This window comes from Mesorhizobium sp. M0815 (genome assembly GCF_040319995.1).
GTDB lineage: Bacteria > Pseudomonadota > Alphaproteobacteria > Rhizobiales > Rhizobiaceae > Mesorhizobium.
On the sequence record NZ_JAMYOU010000011.1, the window covers coordinates 148,150 to 170,448 of the forward strand.

The following is a 22,299-nucleotide window of genomic DNA, read 5'->3' on the forward strand; positions in this document are numbered from 1 at the left end:
GGTAATGCGTGCCGGATCAACCGGGTAAGAGTGCAATCGAGGTCCGCGGCGTCCGCAAGGTGTTCGGTACCGGGGACGCCCAAGTCGCCGCTCTCGACACGGTTTCGGTGTCGATCCGCGAGAACGAGTTCTTCACGCTGCTGGGGCCGTCGGGCTGCGGAAAGACGACGCTGCTGCGGCTGATCGCCGGCTTCGATTTTCCCAGCGAAGGCGAAATCCTGCTGCACGGGCACGACATCGCGCCGCTACCGCCGTTCAAGCGGCCAGTCAACACCGTGTTCCAGTCCTACGCGCTGTTCCCGCACATGACCGTGGCCGAGAATATCGGCTTCGGCCTGGAGATGCTGGGCAAGCCGAAGACCGAAATCAAGGCGCGCGTCGCCGAGATGCTGAAGCTGGTCAAGATGGAGGCGCTGAGTGCCCGCCGCACCAGCCAGATCTCCGGCGGCCAGCAGCAGCGCGTGGCACTGGCGCGCGCGCTGGCACCGCAGCCAAAAGTGCTGTTGCTCGACGAGCCGTTGTCGGCACTCGACTACAAGCTGCGCAAGGAAATGCAGATCGAACTGAAACGGCTGCAGCACCAGACCGGCATCACCTTCATCTTCGTCACCCATGACCAGGAAGAAGCGCTGACCATGTCGGACCGCATCGCGGTGATGTCGGCCGGCAAGATCCTGCAGGTCGGCACGCCGCGCGATATTTACGACCGGCCGGCCGAGCGCTTCGTTGCCGACTTCATCGGCGAAACCAATTTCCTTAAGGGCACTGTCGTGTCGAAGAAATCCGGCATCGCAATGGTGAAGATTGCCTCCGAAGCGACGGTGGCGGCGGGATTTCCGGAAAACTTCGACCCTTCCGGCGCGGTGACTGTTGTGGTGCGGCCGGAACACGCCGATCTCGTCGCCGATGCCGCCAAGGGCATGGTCTCGGGAACCCTGGCAAATGTCGTCTATTTCGGCACCGACACCCACTATCACGTGAAGCTCGACGGCGGCGACGATTTCATCGTGCGCCACCAGAACAGCCGCTCGGGCGCCGTCTCATTCGAGCCGGGCGCCAAGGTCGGTGTCGTGTTCGAGGACGATGGCGCGCGCATTTTGAGGGATTGATGGCAGTCACGTTTTCCAAGGCGGCGGTATTCGAAGCGGAGGCGGAGAAAGCCACTGCAAGGCGCCACCGCCTGCTTTCGCTACCGGCTTTGGTAATCATCGGCATCTTCGGCGTGCTGCCGCTTCTCATCATCCTCATCTATTCATTTCTCGCCGCAGCACCCTATGGCGGGGTGCAGTGGAAGTTCTCGACAGACGCCTATCTGAACTTCCTGTTCCAGCGCGATATTTTCGACGACACGCTGCAGTTCACGCCGGATTTCCTGATCATCTATTTGCGCTCGTTTCTGTTTGCCGTGGTGACGACGATCATCTGCCTGCTGCTCGGCTTTCCGACCGCCTATTTCATGGCGACGCGACCGCCGGCGCAGCGCAACTGGTGGGTGCTGCTGATGACCATCCCATTCTGGTCGAACCTTCTGGTGCGCACGCTCGCCATCATGTTCATCATCCGCGACGAAGGCCTCATCAACAACGCGCTGATGGCACTGGGGGTGATCGAGAAGCCGATCACCATGCTCTACACCAACTTCGCCATCCAGCTCGGCCTGCTCTATTCGTTCCTGCCGTTCATGGTGCTGCCGCTCTATTCCAGCCTGGAGAAGCTGGATTTCCGGCTGGTCGAGGCCGCCTACGACCTCTACGCGACACGTCGGCAGGTGCTGTGGCGCGTGATCATCCCGCTGTCGCGGCCCGGCATCATCGCCGGCTGCCTGCTGGTCTTCATTCCGGCCCTCGGCGCTTATGTGACGCCGCTGATCCTGGGCGGCGGCATCCATCTGATGATCGGCGATCTCATCGCCCAGCAGTTCGGTTCCGGGCGCAATTGGCCGCTCGGTTGCGCGCAGGCGCTGATCCTGATGGCCGCGGTGCTGGTGGCGCTCTACTTCTATGTCCGCAACACGTCGGGGAAGATGGCGCATGGCTGACCCCCGCAGTGCCGATATCAAGGACCAGCCGGGGTTCCGCTCGATCGCCATCATCTGCCTCTGCGTGCTCTACGCGCCGATCCTGATCCTGATGATCTTTTCGCTGAATACAGGGTCTCTGGTGACGCGTTGGGAGGGCATCGGGTTCGGCTGGTATGGCAGTGCGCTGTTCAACCAGGAATTCCACAACGCCGCCAAGAACACGCTGATCATCTCTGTCACCGCCACGATCGTTTCGACGATCGCCGCGACGCTGGCGGCAATCGGCATGACCCGGGTGAAGCCGTGGCGCGGGCTGTCGGCCGCCTTCATGGTCATCAACCTGCCGCTGATGGTTCCGGAAATCATCACAGCGGTGGCGACGCTCTCTTTCTTTGCGCTGATCGCGGGCACTTTCGGGCTCAATTTCGGCATCGGAAATCTGATCCTCGCCCACACCGTTTTTTGCATTCCATTCGCCTATATGCCGATCCGGGCGCGGCTCGAGGACATGGACCTGACGCTCGAAGCTGCGGCGGCCGACCTCTATGCCACGCCGTGGCATGCTTTCAGGCGCATAACGCTGCCATTGCTGGTTCCCGGCATCCTGTCAGGTGGGGCGCTCGCCTTTATCGTCTCCTTCGACGATTTCACCATCACGCAGCTGGTCGCCGGCCCCGGGCAGACGACGCTGCCCCTCTACATCTGGAACCAGATCAGGCGGCCAATGACGCCGGAGATAAATGCCATCTCCACCATCCTGCTGCTGGTTTCGATCCTGTTCGTCTCAATCTCGTTCCTGATCGCGCGCCGACGCGCCAAGTAAATTATAGGCCAGTGAATCAATGCGAAGGCAAAGGAGAGTGTGATGTCTAGGAAAATGATGGCTGCCGTGTCGACGGCGGCGCTTTTATGGGCGGTGCCTGCGCTCGCCGACGGTGAGCTGCACATCTACAATTGGGGTGACTACACCAACCCGAAGCTGATCGAAAAATTCGAAAAACAGTACAACGTCAAAGTGACGCTGGACGACTACGATTCGAATGAGACGATGCTGTCGAAGGTACGCGCCGGCAATTCCGGCTATGACATCGTCGTCCCTTCCGACTACACCGTGAAGATCATGATCGATGAGGGCCTGCTCGAAAAGACCGAGCCCAATGCGATGCCGAACGGCAAGAACCTCGACCCGCGCTTCGTCGACATCTACTGGGACAATGGCCGTCACTACACCGTCCCGTGGCAATTCGGCACCACTGCGTTCGAAGTCAACACCGACAAATACAAGGGCGACATCGACACGCTGGCGATCCTGTTCGATCCGCCAGACGAGTTGAAGGGCCAGATCAACATGCTCGACGATGTCAACACTGTGATGCATGCGGCCGAGCGCTATGCCGGCGTGCCGCGCTGCGGCGCCGACAAGGCCAATCTGAAGAAGGTCAACGACATACTGATGGCCGCCAAGCCGTCATGGAAGACCTTCAGCTACGACACCATCACCAAGATCACCTCCGGCGACGTGATCGTTACCGAGGCTTGGAATGGCGCAACCTATCGTGCGCGCCAGAAAATCCCGGCGATCAAATATGCCCATCCCAAGGAAGGCATCGAAGGCTGGATGGACAATGTCGCCGTGTTGAAGGGCGCCAAGAATCTCGAAAACGCCAAGCTGTTCCAGGATTTCGTCATGGCTCCGGAAAACGCGGCGCTGATTTCGGAATTCGCCGGCTACGACAACGGCATTGCCGGCAGTCACAAGTTCCTGCCGCCCGATTTCGCCAGCGCGCCGGAAATCAATCCGCCGGCCGATGCACCGGCGGCGGAATTCGTACCGCCTTGCCCACCGGAAGTGGTCGAGATCTACAACAAGATCTGGACCAATTTGCGCAAGTAGCCTTGCTCTAGGATCAGACTGAAGGGAGGCTTCGGCCTCCCTTCCTTGCGCAAGGGGGTTGGATGAAATCTTACCGCAACAGCGAACCGGCGCCGCCGATCATGCAGGGTTCGCCGCCGCAGATGGTTCCGCCGAAGCTCGACTGGGACCGGCCGCCATGGAACCGATGGGCGTTCCAGCATATCCGCGAAATTCTGCCGACCGTCGAAGTCTGGCGCGGCAACGGCCATCGCCACAGGCTGGACCGGGCCGAGGTCGATTTCGATGCGCTGCCGGTGAGCGACAGCACGGGTAAGGCGACGACGCTGGCCGGGCTGCTCGACGAGACCTACACCGACGGGTTCCTCGTGCTCAAGGACGGCAAGGTCGCCTATGAGCGCTACTTCAACGGCATGACCGAGCGCACGCTGCATCTGTCGCAGTCGATGGCGAAGTCGGTCACCGCATCGGTGTTCGGCATACTGGTCGGACGCGGGCTGATCGATCCGGCTTTGCCGGTGACGACCTATCTGCCGGAGCTGGAGGCGACCGGCTGGGCAGGCGCCAGTGTGCAGCATGCGCTCGACATGACGAGCGGGGTGAGCTTTTCCGAGGAATACACCGATCCCTATTCGGACATCGGCCAGGTCGATGTCGCCACCGGCTGGAAGCCGGTGCCGCCGGACAGCGATCCGGCCTTCCGCTGGCCGTCGCACATGTTCGAGCTGATCCTGGGGCTTAAGGAAAAGAGCCGACCGCACGGCGCTGCCTTCGAATACCGCTCGATCGAGACCGACGTGCTTGCCTTCATCATGGAACGGGTGAGCGGCAAGCGCCTGGCGCAGCTGGTCTCGGAAGAGCTCTGGCAAAAGCTCGGCGCGGATGAAAGTGCCTGCTTCACCGTTGACAGCGCCGGTTATGCAGTTGCCGACGGGGGCTTCAACGCCACGCTGCGCGACTATGGCCGCTTCGGCCAGCTGATCCTCGACAATGGCGGCGGCGTCGTGCCGGCCGACTGGATCGAGACGACGCGCAATGGCAGGCATGGACCGGACTTCAGTCCCAGCCTGCCGGAAGGCAGCTACCGCAACCAGTTCTGGATCGAGGACCCGCGCTCGCGGGCACTGATGTGCCGGGGCGTGTTCGGGCAGCTGATCCATATCGACTGGAACATGAAAATGGTCGTGGTGAAGCTTTCGAGCTATCCGGATTTTACCAACGTCGCCTATTCGGTGGCGACTTTGAAAGCCGTGCACGCGATCGCCGCGGCGCTCGCCTAGAACGCCAAGACCGAAGGAAGCGCCAATGGCCGGCAAGACCGCGTTCGAAACCAGATATGGCTTTGCCCGAAACCAGGTGCTGCTCGGCAATTGGCGGGAAAGCCCGTTCAGCCGGTGGTCGTTCCAGAATGCCGGCGAGCTGGTGCCGAGCGCTGCCGTGGCGGCAAAGCCGGGCAGCAGCGAGGCGCCGGCGCAGGATTTCGGCGAGCTACTTGGTGAAAAGGTCGCTCTTGCAGGCGGCGCGGAGACTGTCGCAGCTTTTCTCAAGCGCTCCGATACCGACGCGCTGACGATCATGAAAGGCGGCAAATTCGTCGGCGACTGGTTCGCACCGCATATGGAATTCGGGGCGCGCCACATCGTCTTTTCGATCAGCAAGTCGCTGACCGCGATTGTTGCCGGGATATTGGCAGGCGAGGGGATTTTCGATCCGCGGGCTCCGGTAAGCCGCTATCTGCCCGAAGCTGCCGGCTCGGCCTATGGCGATGCGAGGGTGCGGCACGTGCTCGATATGAGTGTCAGCCTCGATTTCGAAGAGGCCTATCTCGATCCGGAAAGCGCCTTCGCCCGCTATCGCCGCGCCATGCTGTGGAATCCAGGCGGGGGCACCGAGAGCCTGGCCACTTTCCTCATGACGCTGCAGGGCCTGGCCGAGCCGCATGGCCAAACGTTCCGCTACCGTTCGCCCAATTCCGACCTGCTCGGCATCCTGCTCGAACGTGCGTCGGGCCGGCGCTTCGCCGATCTGATGCGCGAGAAATTATGGGAGCCGCTCGGCGCTGTCAGCGAAGCTTCGGTAACCGTGGACATGGAAGGCACGGCGCGTACGGCCGGCGGCATTTCGGTGACGCCGCGCGACCTCGCCCGGGTCGGCGAGATGATGCGGCAAGGCGGCATGGCCAATGGCTGCCGTATCGTGCCGGAGAGCTGGGTGCGCGACACGACCGAAACTGGCGGTGACGCCGAGGCTTGGCAACGCGGCACGATGGCGTTCCTGTTTCCGCGTGGCCGCTATCGCAACAAATGGTACCAGACGGGCGCGGCAAGCGGCGCCTTCTGCGGCATCGGCATCCACGGCCAGTGGCTTTACGTCAATCCGAAGGCCGAAATGGTAATCGCAAAGATGTCGTCGCAGCCGGTACCGGTCGACGATCCGCTCGATTTGGATATGATTTCTTTCTTCGAGGCGCTGAGCCGGATGGTCTGATCCGATCCAGACAGCCCGACCTTTCCTGTGGACCTCTCGCCGGGTTGAAAATGGCGCGGTTGGCGCATCGGTGCTCTGCGCCTATGGTCGCGTCTCTTTTCGACAAACAGCAGGATCGACATGGCATCCGACATCAAGCGCATCGCAACCATCATAGCCGCCGAGATCGGCGCCCGGCCCGAACAGGCCGCGGCGGCGATCGGCTTGCTCGACGACGGTGCGACCGTGCCGTTCGTTGCCCGCTACCGCAAGGAGGTCACCGGCGGCCTCGACGACACGCAGTTGCGCGACCTCGCCGAGCGGCTCGCCTATCTGCGCGAGCTCGACGCGCGCCGCGACACCATCGTTGGTTCGATCCGCGAGCAGGGCAAGCTAACGGAAGAGCTTGAGGCAAAGATCGCTGCGGCCATCACAAAGGCCGAGCTCGAAGACATCTACCTGCCTTACAAGCCGAAGCGCCGGACCAAGGCCGAGATCGCACGCGAGCGCGGACTGGGACCGCTGGCGGAAACTATCCTGGCCGATCGTGCGGCCGTGCCGGCCGAGCTGGCGCTGGCCTACATCAGCGAAGACGTGGTCGATACCAAGGCAGCGCTCGAAGGTGCACGCGATATCCTGTCCGAACAGTTCGCCGAGAACGCCGACCTGGTCGGCAAGCTGCGTGCCTACATGAAGGAACGCGCCTTCCTGCGCTCGCGCGTCATCGACGGCAAGCAGGAGGCCGGCGCGAAATTCTCCGACTATTTCGACCATGTCGAGCGCTGGGCCAACGTGCCGAGCCATCGCGCGCTGGCCATGCTGCGTGGCCGCAACGAGGAGGTGCTGTCGCTCGACATCGAGGTCGATGCCGACGATGCCTCGCCGGTGAAACCGGTCGAGCGGATGATCGCCGACGCCTACGCCATCGGCCGCCAGTTGCCAGGCGACCGGTGGCTGATGGAGGTCGCCGGCTGGACCTGGCGCATAAAGCTGTCGCTGCACCTGACGCTCGATCTGATGCGGGACTTGCGCGAGCGGGCCGAGGAGGAAGCAATCCATGTCTTCGCCCGCAATCTCAAGGATTTGCTGCTTGCCGCGCCCGCCGGCTCACGGCCGACGATGGGCCTCGATCCGGGCATCCGCACCGGGGTCAAAGTGGCGGTGGTGGACGGCACCGGCAAGGTTCTGGCGACGACGACGGTCTATCCGTTCCCGCCGAAGAACGATGTCCGCGGCACGCAGGCCGAACTGGCCAAGCTCATCCGGCTGCACAAGGTCGAGCTGATTTCGATCGGCAACGGCACTGGCAGCCGCGAGACCGAAAGGCTGGTGGCCGACATGCTGGCTGATATGCCGGCCGGGTCCGGGCCGAAGCCGCTCAAGGTGATCGTCAGCGAGGCCGGCGCCTCGGTCTATTCGGCGTCGGCAACGGCGGCGGCGGAATTTCCCGGCCTCGACGTGTCGCTGCGCGGGGCGGTGTCGATCGCGCGGCGCCTGCAGGATCCGCTCGCCGAACTGGTCAAGATCGAGCCGAAGTCGATAGGCGTCGGCCAGTATCAGCACGATGTCGACCAGTACCGGCTCGGCCGCTCGCTGGAAGCGGTGGTCGAGGATGCGGTCAACGCCGTCGGGGTCGATCTCAACACGGCGTCGGCGCCGCTTCTGGCGCGGGTTTCGGGTCTCGGCACATCGCTGGCCGAAGCGATCGTTGCGCATCGCGATGCCTCCGGCCCGTTCGCCAGCCGCCGCGAACTGTTGAAGGTGGCGCGGCTCGGACCCCGCGCGTTCGAGCAATGCGCCGGCTTCCTGCGCATTCCCAATGGTAGCGAACCGCTCGATGCCTCAGCCGTGCATCCGGAGGCCTATGGCGTGGCCAAAAAGATCGTCGCCGCCTGCGGGCGCGACCTCCGCTCGCTGATGGGCGACAGCGCCGCACTCAAGGCGCTCGATCCGCGCGTCTTCGTCGATGAACGCTTCGGCCTGCCGACGGTGCGCGACATCCTGTCGGAGCTGGAAAAGCCCGGCCGCGATCCGCGCCCCGGCTTCAAGACCGCGACCTTTGCCGACGGCATCGACGACATCAAGGATCTGAAGCCCGGCATGCAGCTTGAAGGCACCGTCACCAATGTCGCGGCCTTCGGCGCCTTTGTCGATATCGGCGTGCACCAGGACGGATTGGTGCACGTCTCGCAACTGGCCGACCGTTTCATCAAGGACGCGCACGAGGTGGTCAAGGCCGGCGACGTGGTCAAGGTGCGTGTCGTCGACGTCGATATTAAGCGCAAGCGCATCGGCCTGTCGATGCGCAAGGACGGCGACGGTGGCGCACCGAAGCCGCGCGACAATGGCAACAGGCCGGTGCCGCGCGCGCCCACGCCCCAACGCCAGCCGGAGCGGCCGGCGCAGCAGGGCGCGTTCGGCGCCGCTTTGGCCGATGCGTTGAAGCGGAAGTAATTTCGCGAGCCGGGCTGTGGCAGGTCATACGGCGGCGCTCGACATTGATGATCCATCACCAATGCTCATGGATCGGCGAAGCTATTTCGTTTGATTTTTTGGGGACGGAAGCCGATAAGCCGCGCGTTTCAAGATTTCTGTTTCGATGCATGTCGTTATCTCCAAGCTGCCGAACACCCTCGGGTCAGGCCCGTGGGCAAGCTTTGGGCGACATGCATGAGTTTGGGAGACCGAGAGCCATGGCCGCCGATAAGAATGCATTCGTCTGGGACGATCCTTTCCTGATCGAGGACCAGCTTTCGGAAGACGAGCGCATGGTGCGTGATGGCGCCGCGGCGTTTGCCGCCGACAAGCTCGCTCCGAAGATCGAGGAAGCCTATCTCGAGGAGAAGACCGACGCCGGGATCTTTCGCGAAATGGGCGAGGCCGGTCTGCTCGGCATCACCATCCCCGAGGAATATGGCGGGCTCGGCGCCAACTACGTCACCTACGGGCTGGTGGCGCGCGAGGTCGAACGCGTCGATTCCGGCTATCGCTCGATGATGAGCGTGCAGTCGTCGCTGGTGATGTATCCGATCCATGCCTATGGCTCGGAAGAGCAGCGCAAGAAATACCTGCCGAAGCTGGCGTCGGGCGAATGGATCGGCTGCTTCGGCCTGACCGAGCCGGATGCCGGTTCCGACCCGGGCGGCATGAAGACGCGGGCCGAGAAGACTGCGAGCGGCTACAGGATCTCCGGCTCGAAGATGTGGATTTCCAACGCCCCGATCGCCGACGTGTTCGTCGTCTGGGCAAAATCGGCCGCGCATGACAACGAGATTCGCGGCTTTGTCCTGGAAAAGGGCATGAACGGGCTGTCGGCGCCGAAGATCGGCGGCAAGCTGTCGCTGCGAGCGTCGATCACCGGCGAAGTGGTGATGGAAGGCGTCGAAGTCGGCGAGGACGCGCTGCTGCCCAATGTCTCGGGCTTGAAGGGGCCGTTCGGCTGCCTCAACCGCGCGCGCTACGGCATCTCCTGGGGCGCCATGGGCGCGGCGGAGGATTGCTGGCACCGCGCCCGCCAGTATGGCCTCGACCGCAAGCAGTTCGGCAAGCCGCTGGCCGGCACGCAGCTTTTCCAGAAGAAGCTCGCCGACATGCAGACCGAGATCGCGCTCGGCCTGCAGGGCAGCCTGCGCGTCGGGCGGCTGATGGATGAAGGCAAGATGGCGCCGGAGATGATCTCACTCGTCAAGCGCAACAATTGCGGCAAGGCGCTCGACATCGCCCGCCAGGCCCGCGACATGCATGGCGGCAATGGCATCCAGATCGGCTACCACGTCATGCGCCACGCCCAGAACCTGGAAACGGTCAACACCTATGAGGGCACGCATGATGTGCATGCGCTGATCCTCGGACGGGCGCAGACCGGGTTGCAGGCGTTCTTTTAGCATTGGCAGATGTCCTCCGCTTCCAGGACGCCACTGCTTCGCATCTTCCCTCGCAAAGCGGCAGATCGGCAATTTTCGCCGACGGTGCCACATTTTGTTCTTGCTTTGTGCCGGCAGCTATGCTACTAATTTGGCTATGGTGCTAATTGGCACCGACGACCCGCCCACAGAGGCGGGTTTTCTTTTCAGCTCTTTTCGACCAAGCGTCGCGCGGGTTGCCGATCATCGATATCGGCGGGACAGTGCCCGGTGCTGACCCACCGGCCTTCGGCTCTGCAGCGTTGCAACGTCTGCGGCCACGCTGCGGAATCCCAGGGTCGGCGCTCCGTTTGTGAGGCTGTGAAGGCTGCTTAATTTAGGTGCAGCGCAACATCTCTGCTTGGAGAATGGTCAGCATTCGTGTCAGGGTTCAGCGAACTCCTTTTGAAACGCCGACTTCAGGGGCACCATGGCAATTCTGGCAGCCGTCTATCACCTGACCCACTACAAATACGACCGGCCGGTCGTATTGGGCCCGCAAGTCATAAGGTTGCAGCCTGCGCCGCATTCCCGCACCAAAGTGCTCAGCCATTCGCTGAAGGTCGGGCCGGCAAACCACTTCGTCAATCTGCAGCAGGACCCCTACGGCAATTTCCTTGCCCGCTTCGTCTTCCCCGAGCCGGTAACGGAATTGAAGATCGAGGTCGATCTCGTTGCCGACATGACGGTCTACAATCCGTTCGATTTCTTCGTCGAACCGTCGGCCGAGACGTTTCCGTTCGAATACCCGGAAGAGATCAGGGACGATCTGACCATCTACCGGACGCCGGAACCGGCAGGGCCACTGTTGCAGGCGTTCCTCAAAACCATCGACCGCAGTGCGACCAATACCGTCAATTTTGTCGTCGACCTCAATGCGCGGCTGCAGCGCGAGATCGCCTATATCGTGCGCATGGAAACCGGCGTCTTCTCGCCCGAGGAAACGCTGGCCGCCGGCAAGGGATCCTGCCGCGATTCGAGCTGGCTCCTGGTGCAGATACTGAGGAACCTCGGCATCGCCGCGCGTTTCGTCTCCGGCTATCTGATCCAGCTCAAACCCGACCTCGTCGCGCTCGACGGACCGCCCGGTACGGCGACCGATTTCACTGACCTCCATGCCTGGTGCGAGGTGTATCTGCCGGGCGCCGGCTGGATCGGCTTCGACCCGACCTCCGGCCTGCTTACCGGCGAAAGCCATGTGCCGCTCGCGGCAACGCCGCATTTCCGCAATGCCGCGCCGATCTCCGGCATGGCGAGCTTCGCCAATGTCGAATTCGGCTTCGACATGCGGGTCGACCGCATCGCCGAACATCCGCGCATCACCAAGCCGTTCTCCGACGAGAGCTGGCAGGCGCTCGACGCGCTGGGCGTCGAGGTCGATGCAGCACTCCAGGCCGGCGACGTGCGGCTGACCATGGGCGGCGAGCCGACCTTCGTCTCAATCGACGATTTCGAGGCGGCCGAGTGGAACACCGCCGCCGTCGGGCCAACAAAACGCGAAAAGGCCGATGCGCTGATCCGCCGGCTGCGCGAACGCTTCGCGCCGGGCGGCTTCCTGCATTACGGACAGGGCAAATGGTACCCCGGCGAAAGCCTGCCGCGCTGGACGTTCTCGCTTTACTGGCGCACCGACGGCGAGCCGGTGTGGAGCGATCCGTCACTGATCGCACATGAAAAGAGCGAGGCGGATGTCGGACCGAAGCAGGCCGAGAGCCTGCTGACCGCGATTGCCGACGAACTCGGCATCGACAAGACGATGGTCAGCGAAGCCTATGAGGATCCGGCCGAATGGCTGCTCAAGGAAGGCAAGCTGCCGGACAATGTCGATCCCTCCAATTCGAAGCTGGAGGACCCGGAGGAGCGCAGCCGCATGGCGCGGGTGTTCGAACGCGGGCTGACCAAGCCGTCGGGCTACGTGCTGCCCGTCCAGCGCTGGAACAGCCAGGCTTCCGGACCGCGCTGGCGCTCGGAGAAGTGGAAGACGCGGCGCGGCAGGCTGTTCCTGGTGCCCGGCGATTCGCCGGTCGGCTACCGCCTGCCGCTCGGCACGCTGCCTTATGTGCCGCCGGCGCAGTTCCCCTATATCGTACCGGTCGATCCATCGCTGCCGCGCGGACCATTGCCGGCGCGTGAGGCGATCTTGCCCGGTGCTGCTTCTTCGCCCGCTCCGGCCGAACTGGAAGGCGCCGACGAAATGGCGCGACGCCAGCAGGCGGTCTCCTTCACGGCCGTTACCGGCCAGCAAGACCGCGTCGAACAGGAGATTACCGAGATCGGCGGCGCCGTGCGCACAGCGCTTTCGGTCGAGCCGCGCGACGGACGGCTTTGTGTGTTCATGCCGCCGGTCGAGGCGCTGGAGGATTATCTCGAACTGGTCGCGGCGGCGGAGAACGCGGCAAGGGCTATCGGCCTGCCGGTGCATATCGAGGGCTACGGCCCGCCGCACGATCCGCGCCTCAATGTCATCCGTGTCGCACCCGATCCCGGCGTCATCGAGGTCAATATCCACCCCGCCGCGAATTGGCAGGATTGCGTGGCGACGACCACGGCGATCTACGAAGAGGCGCGGCAGACGCGGCTTGGCGCCGACAAATTCATGATCGACGGCCGTCACACCGGCACCGGCGGCGGCAACCACGTCGTCGTCGGCGGTGCCACGCCCAATGACAGTCCGTTCCTGCGCCGCCCCGACCTGTTGAAGAGCCTGGTGCTGCAATGGCAGCGGCATCCGTCGCTATCCTATCTGTTCTCCGGCCTGTTCATCGGCCCGACCAGCCAGGCGCCGCGCTTCGACGAGGCACGACACGATTCGCTCTACGAACTCGAGATCGCGATGGCGCAGGTGCCACATCCGGACAAGGGCGCGGCACCCCTGCCGTGGCTGGTCGACCGGCTGTTCCGCAACCTCCTGACCGACGTGACGGGCAATACGCATCGCTCCGAAATCTGTATCGACAAGCTGTTTTCGCCGGACGGGCCGACCGGCCGGCTGGGGCTGGTCGAATTCCGCGGCTTCGAGATGCCGCCCAACGCGCGCATGAGCCTGGCGCAGCAATTGCTGGTGCGCGCCATCATCGCCCGGGCCTGGAAGAACCCGCTCGACGGCCGCTTCGTACGCTGGGGCACCTCGCTGCACGACCGTTTCATGCTGCCGCATTATGTCTGGGCGGATTTTCTCGATGTGCTGGACGACCTCAAGCTGAACGGCTTTGCGTTCCGTCCGGAATGGTTCGACGCCCAGCTCGAATTCCGCTTTCCGTTCTGCGGCGAGGTCCAGCATGCCGGCATCAAGCTGGAGCTCAGGCAAGCACTGGAGCCTTGGCATGTGATGGGCGAGCAAGGCGCGATCGGCGGCACGGTGCGCTTTGTCGATTCTTCCGTCGAACGGCTGCAGGTGAAGACCGAGGGGCTCAACCCGGAACGTCACGCCGTCGTCTGCAACGGCCGCCGGGTGCCGATGAAGGTGACCGACAACCGCGAGATCGCGGTGGCCGGCGTTCGCTTCAAGGCCTGGCAGCCGGCGTCGGGCCTGCATCCGGCGCTGCCGGTCAACACGCCGCTGGTCTTCGATATCTATGACCGCTGGTCGGGCCGCGCGGTTGGCGGTTGCGTCTACCATGTGGCACATCCCGGCGGGCGCAGCTACGACACGTTCCCGGTCAACGGCAATGAAGCGGAGGCGCGGCGGCTCGCCCGCTTCGAGCCGCGTGGCCATACTCCGTCCGGCTATGTGCTGCGCAACGAAGAAGCCTCTGAAGATTTCCCGATGACCCTTGACCTTCGGCGGCCGCAAAGACTCTGATCAGCCATGGCGAAGGGGAATCACAAAAAGCTGCGCAGCAAGCCGCAGACCCACAGTCTGCTGGAGCACTATCAACCGATCGACGGCGTCGTCGACGAGATGGTCGATGCGTCGGGCAATCCGCGGCCGGCCTGGCGGCACTTCATCGAGGCACTGGAGGACCTGGGGCCGGAAAAGCTTGCCCAGCGTTTTGCCCGCGCCGACCAGTACCTGCGCGATGCCGGCGTCTACTACCGCGTCTACGACAAGGCCGGCGCCAATGAGCGGGAATGGCCGCTGGCGCATGTGCCGCTGCTGATCGAGGAGGAGGAATGGGCTGACATCAGCGCCGGCCTGGTCCAGCGCGCCGATCTGTTCGAGGAGACCATCGCCGACATTTACGGGCCGAACCGGCTGGTCGAGAAAGGCATTCTGCCGGCTGGATTGATCGCGGCCAGCTCGGAATATTTGCGGCCGGTCGTCGGCACCAGGCCTGCCAGCGGCCATTTCCTGCATTTCTGCGCCTTCGAGCTCGGTCGTGGCCCGGACGGCCGCTGGTGGGTGCTTGGCGACCGCACCCAGGCGCCATCGGGCGCCGGCTTTGCGCTGGAAAACCGCGTCGCCACCACAAGGGCACTGTCCGACATTTACGGCGAGATGCATGTGCACCGCTTGGCCGGTTTCTTCCGCCGTTTTCGCGATGCGCTGATCGGCATGGCCAAGCAAGCCGGCGGCCGTGTCGCCATCCTGACGCCGGGACCGCTGAACGAGACCTATTATGAACATGCCTATATCGCCCGCTATCTCGGCATCATGCTGCTCGAGGGCGAGGACCTGACTGTCTCCGGCGGCAGGCTGATGGTGCGCACAGTTTCGGGGCTGATGCCGGTCAGCGTCTTGTGGCGACGGCTCGACGCTGCCTTTGCCGATCCGCTCGAGTTGCGGTCGGACTCGCAGATCGGCACGCCGGGGCTGGTCGAAGCGGTTCGGCAAGGGGCGGTTTCGGCCGTCAATGCACTGGGTTCCGGCCTGATGGAGACGCGCGCTCTGCTCGCCTTCCTGCCGAAGATTTCGCGCGCCCTGCGCAATGAGGAACTGCTGCTGCCGACCGTCGCGACATGGTGGTGCGGGCAGGATACGGAGCGCGAACATGTGCTCGCCAATATCGATAGCATGGTGATCGGCCCGGCACTGTCGACGCGGCTTGCCTTCGAGGACGACGGCTCGACCAAGCTCGGGTCAGCGCTGTCGGCCGAGGAACGGGCCGAGCTCGTCGCCCGGATCGAACAAGACGGCGGCGACTTTGTCGGCCAGGAAGCGGTGACGCTGTCGACCACTCCTGTCTATGTCAGCGGCTGGCTGGAGCCGCGGCCGGCAAGCCTGCGCGTCTATCTGGCGCGGACGCCGGAAGGCTGGACCGTGATGCCGGGCGGTTTTGCCCGTGTCGGCTTCTCGCTCGACCCGACGGCCATCGCCATGCAGCGCGGCGGCCAGGCGGCGGATGTTTGGGTGGTCAGCGACAGGCCGGTGGAGCGTGAGACGCTGCTGCCGCAGGAGCATGACAGCTTCACCCGAACCTTGCCGGGCAGCCTGCCCAGCCGCGCGGCGGAAAACCTGACATGGCTCGGCCGCTATATCGAGCGATCGGAAGACACGGTGCGCATCCTGCGCGCCTACCACGTGCGGCTGGCCGAGACATCCGATCCCGAGATGCCGCTGCTCGCCGACATCAGGGACTATCTCGCGCCGTTCGGTATCGACGTCGAGACGGCAATCCCGTTGGGGCTCATCGGCACGCTGGACAGCGCCGTGTACAGCGCCGGGCAGATCCGCGACCGCTTCTCGCCCGATGGCTGGCTGGCATTGAAGGACCTGTCGAAGACGATCCATCAATTTGCCGTGACAGTGGCGCCGGGCGACGACGCGACAAGGGCAATGACGGTCATCCTGCGCAAGCTGGCCGGGTTTTCCGGCCTGCTGCACGAGAATATGTACCGTTTCGCCGGCTGGCGTTTCCTGGAAATCGGCCGCAGGCTCGAACGCGGCATCCAGATCGCCCGCACGCTCGCCCGACTGACCAGGGCCGAGGCGCCGGAAGGCGCGCTCGACATGATGCTGGAGATCGGCGACAGCGTTATGACCCACCGCCGGCAATATCCGGTGCAGGCGGGACGGCGTACCGTGGTCGACCTTCTGGCGCTCGATCCGCTCAACCCGCGCTCAATCCTGTTCCAGCTCGAACGGCTGAAGGCCGAAATCGCGCTGCTGCCCTCTGTCGGCGGTGAAGGCCATATGTCGCCGGCGGCCAAGGAAATCCTGCAGCTCAACACGTCGATCGCCGTCAGGGAGCCCTCGGACATGACGGCCAAGGCCCTCAGCGATCTCGCCAATGAAATCGGCGGCCTCTACAACAGCCTCTCCAAAGCCTATTTCGGGTAGAGACGGCATGCTCTACGACATCAGGCTTCACCTGCGTTACGACTATGATGCGGCGGCCGGCGGCGGCCGCCATCAGGTGCGTGTGCTGCCGCCGACCATCCCTGGCGTACAGCGCGTCATCGCCGCTTCACTGTCTTTTGTGCCGGCGCCCAGCGAACGCTCCGACTTTTCCGACTTTTTCGGCAACAGTGTCACCTCGATCGCCTTTCGTGACGCACATGATGCGCTCGACATCAGGATGAGCGCGCGTGTTTCAGTGTCGCGGCCGGAGCCCGGGCTCGACGTATCGCCCGACCTACGCCGGCTGAGGGAAGAACTCGGCGCGGTGCACTCGCTGGCGCCGGCTTCGCCGCATCACTTTCTGGCCGCCAGCGATCATGCCGGCATCGACCCGGCAATCACTGCCTATGCGAAAGGCAGTGCCAGCAGTTCGACGGTCGGCACGGCCATGGCTCTGTGCAACCGCATTCACCGCGATTTCACCTATGACGGCGAGGCGACCACGGTGCAGACGCGGGCCAGCGACGCCTTCGGCCTGAAGCGCGGCGTCTGCCAGGATTTTTCCCATATCATGATCGCCGGCCTGCGTGGCCTCGGCATTCCTGCAGGCTATGTCAGCGGATTCCTACGCACCATCCCGCCGCGTGGGAAGCCGCGGCTCGAAGGCGCCGACGCCATGCATGCCTGGGTCAAGGTGTGGTGCGGGCGCGATGCCGGCTGGCAGGAATTCGATCCGACCAACGGCATGCGGGCAAGCAACGATCATATCACGGTCGGCTATGGCCGCGACTACTCCGATGTGGCGCCGATCGTCGGCGTGCTGAAAACCACGGGCGGGCAGGTTGGCGAGCAGGCAGTCGACGTCATACCGGTCGTGCTCGAAAAGGCGTGACGGCACCTCCTCGTTGCACGGCGTCGTCGTTAATCTGTCCTGGCAATCAAAAGGCGGTGGAACCCGCAGCCAGCAGGCGGCTTATCTACGGAAATTCCGTGGAGAGGACATGCTGGACAAATCCGGGTCGTCGTCTGGCCGATCGGCTGTTAGGAAAGCTGCACCAAAGAACGGGGTGCCGCGGAACGGAGCGCTGGAGAACGGCGCGCACGCCTCGGCCGTTCGGGCCTCGCTCAACTATGTCGCCGACACCGAGCCCGGTATTCGCCGGCTGCGTTCAGGCAACGGGTTCTCGTACAAAGGGCCCGACGGACGTGCCGTCGACCAGGACGCGCTGGCACGCATCAAGGCGCTCGCCATTCCACCGGCCTGGACGGATGTGTGGATCTCGGCGGATGCCGACGGTCACATTCAGGCAACCGGTCGGGACCAGCGCGGGCGCAAGCAATACCGCTATCATCAGCACTGGGCGGAGGAGCGTGACGGGGTCAAATACTCGAGCCTCATCGCCTTCGCCGAAAGCCTGCCCGAATTGCGACGGCAGATCGATGCCGATCTGCGCCGTCACGGCCTGCCGCTGGAACGCGTCGTTGCGGCCATCGTCTGGCTGCTCGACAACACGATGATCCGCGTCGGCAACGCCGCCTACGCCCGCGATAACAAGAGTTTTGGGCTGACCACGCTGCGCGACCGCCATGTCGACATCAAGGGCTCGAGCCTGCGTTTTGCCTTCATCGGCAAATCCGGCAAGGAATGGAGATTGAAGCTTGTCGATCGCCGGATCGCCAAGATCGTGCGTGGAGCGCAGGACCTGCCGGGCCAGAAACTGTTCCAGTATCTCGACGAGGAAGGAAACAGGCATCCGGTGCGCTCCGACGACGTCAACCGCTATATCAGGGAGAATGCCGGCGTCGAGTTCAGCTCCAAGCATTTCAGAACGTGGGGCGGAACCATCCATGCGGCGTCGCTGTTTGCGCAAACAGAACGTCCCGAAAGCCAGGCGCAGCAAAAGCGGGTGATGAACAATGTCATCGACAAGGTCGCCGAGCGGCTCGGCAATACACGCGCCGTCTGCCGCCGCTGCTACATCCATCCGGAAGTCTTCCGCGCCTGGTCCGAAGGACAGCTGCTCGACGAAATGGCGGATGCCAACAAAGGCAAGCGCTCGATCGTCGGGCTCGACGACGAGGAGGCTCTGGTCTTGAGATGGCTGAAGGCGAGGGAATGACGCAGGACCGGGGGCGTATTTTTTTGTCGACGCCATGTCGGCATCGGTCCTAGTGTTTCGTCCTTTGACAGAGAAAAGGACGACCCATGCTTTACGCGATCCTCTGCTATGCCTCCGAAGACGTCGTCTGCTCCTGGAGCAAGGAGCAGGACGATGCCGTCATGGAAAAGCTTATCGGCGTACAAGAGAAATATGCCAACGCCGGCCGGCTTGGGCCGGTGGCGCGGCTTTTGCCGACGACCGCGGCGACAACGCTGCGAAAGGTCAAGGGTGAATCGATCGTCATCGACGGCCCGTTTGCCGAAACCAAGGAACAGTTCCTCGGCTTCTACACGCTCGAATGCGCCGACCTCGATGAGGCCGTCGACTTCGCGCGCGAGCTTTCCGAGGTCAACCCGAGCGGCGGCTCCTACGAGATCCGGCCGGTCTCGCTCTTCAACCCCGCCAAGGTTTCCGCATGACCGAACTTGCCTGGATCAGCACGGCAATCAGCACCGCTCGCCCGCAGGCGATGGGGGCATTGCTGCGCTACTTCCGCGACCTCGACGCGGCGGAGGAAGCATTCCAGGACGCCTGCCTGAGGGCACTGAACAACTGGCCGAAAAACGGCCCGCCGCGCGATCCGGCAGCCTGGCTGATCTTCGTCGGCCGCAACAGCGGCATCGATGCGGTGCGCAAGCGCGCCAAACAGGCGCCGCTGCCGGAGGAAGACCAGATCTCCGATCTCGAAGATGCCGAGAGCGACATCGCCGAGCGGCTGGACGGTGCGCATTACCGCGACGATATTTTGCGGCTGCTGTTCATCTGCTGCCATCCCGACCTGCCGGCCACCCAGCAGATCGCGGTGGCGTTGCGCATCGTCTCCGGCCTGACGGTCAAGCAGATCGCCCGCGCCTTCCTCGTCGGGGAAAGCGCCATGGAGCAGCGTATCACGCGCGCCAAGGCGCGTATCGCCGACGCCGGGGTGCCGTTCGAGACGCCGGGAGCGGTCGAGCGCTCCGAACGGCTCGCCGCCGTCGCCGCCATGGTCTACCTGATCTTCAACGAAGGCTATTCCAGCAACAGCGGCGAGGCGTCGGCGCGTGCGCCGCTTTGCGAAGAGGCGATCCGGCTGGCCCGGCTGCTGCTCAGACTATTCCAGAGCGAGCCGGAGATCATGGGGCTGACGGCGCTGTTGCTGCTGCAGCATGCACGCGCGCCGGCCCGCTTCGACGAGAACGGCGAGATCGTGCTGCTCGAAGACCAGGACCGCAGCCTGTGGAGCCGCAAGATGATCGATGAAGGCCTGGCGCTGGTCGATAAGGCGTTGCGCCATCGCAAGCCCGGTCCCTACCAGGTGCAAGCGGCGATCGCCGCGCTGCATGCACGGGCGGAAAAGCCCGAGGATACGGACTGGAACGAGATCGACCTGCTCTACGGGCTGCTCGAGCAGATGCAGCCGTCGCCGGTGGTGACGCTCAACCGCGCCGTCGCCGTCTCCAAGGTGCGTGGGCCGGAAGCCGCACTCGCCATGATCGAGCCGCTGGAGCAAAGGCTTTCCGGCTATTTCCACTTCTTCGGCCTCAAGGGCGGCCTGCTGATGCAGCTTGGCCGCGGCGAGGAGGCGCGTGTCGCTTTCGACCGCGCCATCGCGCTTGCCAATACGGCCGCCGAGGCGGCGCATATCCGCATGCATATCGACCGGCTGATGAAAGAAGGCGCCAAGCAAACGGCGCATTGATCCGACGCCTCCGCCTGGTTCAACGGTCTGACCTTTGCTTAGACCATGCCGGGGTGGCGATTTTTCCCTGAAACGAGTAATGCCATGCCATGACAGTGCCCGATGTGCCGATCGGCACGGAGACGGCGTGGCACAAGGCTTTGACCGACGCCATATGAGCGACGGGATCTGAAAGGGATGAAAATGACGATTGCGAAGGAAACGGCCGGGCTTCTGGCGAAACTGGGCGTTGCCGAGGGCGCGCTTACGGGCGGCGATCTCATCGTGCGCAGCCCGGTGACCGGCGAGCAGATCGCCGCGCTGAAGACCATCTCGCCGGCTGATGCGGCGACGACCATCGACAAGGCGCACAGGGCTTTCCTGGCGTGGCGGCAGGTGCCAGCTCCCAAGCGTGGCGAACTGGTACGGCTGCTCGGCGAGGAATTGCGCACCCACAAGGCCGAGCTTGGCCGGTTGGTATCGATCGAAGTCGGCAAGATTCCATCCGAGGGTCTTGGCGAAGTGCAGGAGATGATCGACATCTGCGATTTCGCCGTCGGTCTCTCCCGGCAATTGTACGGCCTGACCATCGCCACCGAGCGCCCCGGCCACCGCATGATGGAGACCTGGCATCCGCTCGGCGTCGTCGGCGTCATTTCGGCCTTCAATTTCCCGGTGGCGGTCTGGTCGTGGAATGCAGCGCTGGCGCTGGTCTGCGGCGACGCGGTGGTGTGGAAGCCGTCCGAGAAGACACCGCTGACGGCGCTCGCCTGCGAAGCGATCTTCAAGCGCGCGGCAAAGCGTTTCGGCGATGCGCCGGAAGGGCTGGCGCCCGTGCTGATCGGCGATCGCGCCGTCGGCGAGATCCTGGTCGACCATCCGAAGGTGCCGTTGGTCTCCGCCACCGGTTCGACGCGCATGGGCAGGGATGTCGGCCCACGGCTGGCCAAGCGCTTTGCCCGTGCCGTGCTTGAGCTCGGCGGCAACAACGCCGGCATCGTCTGCCCGACGGCCGATCTCGACATGGCGCTCCGCGCCATCGCCTTTGGAGCGATGGGCACGGCCGGCCAGCGCTGCACGACGCTCAGGCGCCTGTTCGTACATGAGAGTGTCTATGACCAGCTCGTTCCGCGCCTGAAGAAGGCCTATGAAAGCGTCTCGGTCGGCAATCCGCTGGAGACAAGCGCTCTCGTCGGCCCGTTGATCGACAAGGCTGCCTACGACAACATGCAGAAGGCGTTGGAGGAGGCGGCTTCGCATGGCGGTAAGATAACCGGCGGAATGCGGGTCGAGAACGGCCATGCGGGGGCCTACTATGTGCGTCCGGCGCTGGTCGAAATGCCGAAGCAGGTGTCACCGGTGACCGAAGAGACCTTCGCGCCGATCCTCTATGTGATGAAATATTCGGATTTCGACGCCGTGCTCTATGAGCACAATGCGGTCGGCGCGGGGCTTTCCTCGTCCATCTTCACCCGCGACCTGCAGGAATCCGAGCGCTTCCTCGGCGTCGACGGTTCGGACTGCGGCATTGCCAACGTCAATATCGGCACTTCGGGGGCCGAGATCGGCGGCGCCTTCGGTGGCGAGAAGGAAACCGGCGGCGGCCGCGAGTCGGGCTCGGATGCCTGGAAGGCCTATATGCGCCGCGCTACCAATACGGTGAACTACTCCAAGGCGCTGCCGCTTGCGCAGGGCGTGTCGTTCGACATCGATTGAAATGCCAGACCGTCGTGGTGGCGGCGCCAAAGCCGCCACGACGGCGTTTGGCTCGCCGTTCAGCTGGCTTCGGAAGTTACAACACAATTGTCGAAGGCTGCATCGATGATGGCGAGCTTGACCGCCTGGGCAGTCATGTATTCCTGATAGAACTCGCTCGAAACCCACATGACCGAGTGACCCCGCTGGCCCAACCAGAGTTGTGTGCGTCAAGTTCTGCAAAAATGGCGTGGCAGTAGCTGTGACGTCGGCGTGTCCGCCGCGCAGCCCCCGTGTTTAGCGG

Annotated in this window: 15 protein-coding genes; all 15 read left to right on the forward strand. The window is 63.7% G+C overall.

Translation table 11 applies throughout. The features are described from left to right. The first annotated feature begins 8 nt into the window (after positions 1–8). The 15 genes from NKI01_RS14965 (at position 9) to amaB (ending at position 22,016) form a co-directional block, all read left to right on the forward strand. Positions 9–1,109, forward strand: coding sequence for an ABC transporter ATP-binding protein (locus tag NKI01_RS14965; protein WP_352590638.1), 1,101 nt, complete (start codon positions 9–11; stop codon positions 1,107–1,109). Continuing rightward, a complete protein-coding gene (locus NKI01_RS14970; RefSeq protein WP_352590641.1) occupies positions 1,109–2,038 on the forward strand; it encodes an ABC transporter permease in 930 nt (309 codons plus the stop codon). Before NKI01_RS14965 ends, NKI01_RS14970 begins: the two co-directional genes overlap by 1 nt. Next, on the forward strand, positions 2,031–2,843 hold the full coding sequence (locus NKI01_RS14975) for an ABC transporter permease (protein WP_352590644.1): 813 nt from the start codon (positions 2,031–2,033) through the stop codon (positions 2,841–2,843). Before NKI01_RS14970 ends, NKI01_RS14975 begins: the two co-directional genes overlap by 8 nt. 42 nt (positions 2,844–2,885) lie before the next feature. Beyond that, positions 2,886–3,914 (forward strand): extracellular solute-binding protein, encoded by a 1,029-nt coding sequence (locus NKI01_RS14980; RefSeq protein WP_352963707.1) that lies wholly within the window; start codon positions 2,886–2,888, stop codon positions 3,912–3,914. Between the two features lie 62 nt (positions 3,915–3,976). Next, on the forward strand, positions 3,977–5,173 hold the full coding sequence (locus NKI01_RS14985; protein WP_352963710.1) for a serine hydrolase domain-containing protein: 1,197 nt from the start codon (positions 3,977–3,979) through the stop codon (positions 5,171–5,173). Positions 5,174–5,198: 25 nt separating this feature from the next. Further along, a complete protein-coding gene (locus NKI01_RS14990; RefSeq protein WP_352963713.1) occupies positions 5,199–6,380 on the forward strand; it encodes a serine hydrolase domain-containing protein in 1,182 nt (393 codons plus the stop codon). Between the two features lie 120 nt (positions 6,381–6,500). Then, on the forward strand, positions 6,501–8,813 hold the full coding sequence (locus NKI01_RS14995; protein WP_352787858.1) for a Tex family protein: 2,313 nt from the start codon (positions 6,501–6,503) through the stop codon (positions 8,811–8,813). A 239-nt stretch (positions 8,814–9,052) separates the two neighbouring features. Beyond that, positions 9,053–10,243 (forward strand): acyl-CoA dehydrogenase, encoded by a 1,191-nt coding sequence (locus NKI01_RS15000; protein WP_023720243.1) that lies wholly within the window; start codon positions 9,053–9,055, stop codon positions 10,241–10,243. Between the two features lie 448 nt (positions 10,244–10,691). After that, positions 10,692–14,063 carry a transglutaminase family protein gene (locus NKI01_RS15005; RefSeq protein WP_352481986.1) on the forward strand — a complete coding sequence of 1,124 codons (3,372 nt, stop codon included), beginning with the start codon at positions 10,692–10,694 and terminating at the stop codon, positions 14,061–14,063. 6 nt (positions 14,064–14,069) lie between these two features. Then, entirely contained in the window at positions 14,070–16,481 is a 2,412-nt protein-coding gene (locus NKI01_RS15010) for a circularly permuted type 2 ATP-grasp protein (RefSeq protein ID WP_352481988.1), read from the forward strand. A gap of 7 nt (positions 16,482–16,488) precedes the next feature. Further along, positions 16,489–17,373, forward strand: a complete 885-nt coding sequence (locus tag NKI01_RS15015) for a transglutaminase family protein (protein WP_023720247.1) — start codon at positions 16,489–16,491, stop codon at positions 17,371–17,373. A 109-nt stretch (positions 17,374–17,482) separates the two neighbouring features. Beyond that, a complete protein-coding gene (locus tag NKI01_RS15020) occupies positions 17,483–18,601 on the forward strand; it encodes a DNA topoisomerase IB (protein WP_352963718.1) in 1,119 nt (372 codons plus the stop codon). 86 nt (positions 18,602–18,687) lie between these two features. Then, positions 18,688–19,062 (forward strand): YciI family protein, encoded by a 375-nt coding sequence (locus tag NKI01_RS15025; RefSeq protein WP_023720249.1) that lies wholly within the window; start codon positions 18,688–18,690, stop codon positions 19,060–19,062. Beyond that, positions 19,059–20,321: an RNA polymerase sigma factor gene (locus NKI01_RS15030; RefSeq protein ID WP_352963721.1), complete on the forward strand. Its 1,263-nt coding sequence runs from the start codon at positions 19,059–19,061 to the stop codon at positions 20,319–20,321. The genes NKI01_RS15025 and NKI01_RS15030 overlap by 4 nt, the downstream gene beginning before the upstream one ends. 183 nt (positions 20,322–20,504) lie before the next feature. Continuing rightward, a complete protein-coding gene (amaB, locus tag NKI01_RS15035) occupies positions 20,505–22,016 on the forward strand; it encodes an L-piperidine-6-carboxylate dehydrogenase (RefSeq protein ID WP_352963724.1) in 1,512 nt (503 codons plus the stop codon). The last annotated feature ends 283 nt before the right edge of the window (positions 22,017–22,299 follow it).